This window comes from Amycolatopsis sp. NPDC003731, assembly GCF_053586895.1.
This window is the reverse complement of the sequence record NZ_JBSFNC010000303.1, coordinates 1-2,106: the sequence shown is the minus strand read 5'-3', so window position 1 is coordinate 2,106 and position 2,106 is coordinate 1. Positions and strand designations below refer to the sequence as shown.

Here is a 2,106-nt window from a genome sequence, read left to right as displayed (position 1 = left end):
CGATTCCGGCGAACGCGGGCGTAGCCTCCATGGTGTGCTCCTTTCCGTCAGCCCACGGAAATCAGCACTCCGGTCCGGGACGTGACGGTCGGTCGGTCGCTGAGGCGCTCCAGGCCGGCAAGCCGTGGCGCAAAGCCCTATGGCCGATCTGCACGTCCCGGGCTGCCGGGCCCTGCAACTCTCAGCCAGGTCATCCCCATCGGGTGACGCGCTCAGCCCTGCAGTGACCCGGCAGACCCGGGGTGCAGACAAGACGCATACGCCTGTCCACCCCCCAACGTCCACCAGTGAGGCTCGGCCGCGAACCGGTGGGGCTTTGAGGCGAACGGCGCCGGGCGGCCGGTGGCGTCGCGGGCCGTGCCCCGAAGCCCGGCGGCGGGGTGCGGAGGTTCGGCGGAGGGCGCGTGGGAGATCCTGCGGCGGGGAGCCTCGGCGGGCGGGTGCGGAAAGTTCGCGCACACCGCCGCGACCGCCTCCGGCGCCGAGGTCCGCCTCCAGGTCCTGCGGCGGCGGGGACGCTCGGCGATCCGTCGGCGGGTGCGGAAGTCCTGCGGCGGCGGGGACGCTCGGCGATCCGTCGGCGGGTGCGGAAGTCCCGTGGCCGCGTCGACGCTCGGCGATCCGGTGCGGTGCGGTGCGCGGAATCGATGCCTGGGCGCCCGAGCCCGGCCCAGCCGCTGCCGGGCCGAGTGTGGCCACCCTTTCGTGGAGCGATCTCAACCCGTGGGAGCCGGCGTCCACGGGCGTGTGAGATGGGCTGCATCCGCGGCGGGGCGGGGCGGCGCCGCGGGGTGCGGGATGGAAGGATTCCGCATCGTGAAGACCTTCGATGAGCTGTTCGCGGAGCTTGCCGAGCGCGCGCGTACCCGTCCCGACGGGTCCGGCACCGTCGTCGCCCTCGATGCCGGGGTGCACGCCCAGGGCAAGAAGGTGCTCGAGGAAGCCGGCGAGGTGTGGATCGCCGCCGAGCACGAGTCCGACGAGCGGCTCGCCGAGGAGATCTCGCAGCTGCTGTACCGGGTGCAGGTGCTGATGCTCGGCCGCGGCCTGTCGACCGAGGACGTCTACCGCTACCTGTGACGGGTGGTCCCCGAAGAACCCGAAGAACGAGGAGAAGAGCGAAATGCTGCGTGTTGCCGTGCCGAACAAGGGAGCCCTCGCCGCCGCGGCGACGGAGATGCTCGGCGAGGCGGGCTACCGCAAGCGGCATGAGCAGCGCGACCTGACCGTGCTCGACCCGGTCAACGAGGTCGAGTTCTTCTTCCTGCGCCCCAAGGACATCGCCATCTACGTCGGCTCCGGCGAGCTCGACCTCGGCATCACCGGCCGCGACCTCGCACTCGACTCCGGCGCCCCGGTCGAGGAGATCCAGGCGCTGGGCTTCGGCGGTTCGACGTTCCGCTACGCGGCCCCGGCCGGCCGCGAGTGGAAGCCGGCGGACCTGCACGGCAAGCGGCTGGCGACGTCCTACCCGCGGCTGGTCCGCGACGACCTCGCCCGCCACGGTGTCGAGGCCGAGGTGATCCGCCTCGACGGCGCCGTCGAGATCTCGATCCAGCTCGGCGTGGCGGACGCGATCGCGGACGTCGTCGAGTCGGGGCGCTCGCTGCGGCAGAACAACCTGGTGGCCTTCGGCGACCCGATCTGCGTCTCGGAAGCGGTGCTGCTGCAGCGCCGGGGCACCGGGGAGAGCAAGGCGAAGTCGCAGCTGGCCGCGCGCCTGCGCGGGGTCGTGTTCGCGCAGCAGTACATGATGCTCGACTACGACTGCCCGCGGACGCTGGTCGAGCGCGCGATCGCGATCACGCCGGGCCTGGAGTCGCCGACGGTGGCGCCGCTGGCCGACGACGACTGGGTGGCCGTGCGCGCGATGGTGTCGCGCAAGAAGGTCAACCTGATCATGGACGAGCTGGCCGAGGTCGGCGCGAAGGCGATCCTGGCCTCCGACATCCGCTCCTGCCGCCTCTGACCCCGGTCGCCCGCTGCCGCGAATGACCCATTCGGGACCTCCGACGTCCCGAATGAAGCTTCTATGTCAAGTTGTGGTTTGTAGTCGGTGGTGGTCGTTGAGCAGGGCTGGGTAGATGGTGTTGGTGAGGTGGCGTT

2 protein-coding genes are annotated in these 2,106 nt (G+C 71.4%); both read left to right on the top strand.

Annotation, left to right across the window (positions count from 1 at the left end; all coding sequences use genetic code 11):
• Positions 1 to 816 precede the first annotated feature (816 nt).
• The gene (locus ACWDN5_RS46710) at positions 817 to 1,080 is read left to right on the top strand and encodes a phosphoribosyl-ATP diphosphatase (RefSeq protein ID WP_013226745.1); all 264 of its coding nucleotides are present in this window, start codon (positions 817 to 819) and stop codon (positions 1,078 to 1,080) included.
• Between the two features lie 43 nt (positions 1,081 to 1,123).
• Complete coding sequence (gene hisG / locus ACWDN5_RS46705; protein WP_310972959.1) at positions 1,124 to 1,969, top strand: ATP phosphoribosyltransferase; 846 nt, start codon at positions 1,124 to 1,126, stop codon at positions 1,967 to 1,969.
• Positions 1,970 to 2,106: the final 137 nt, after the last annotated feature.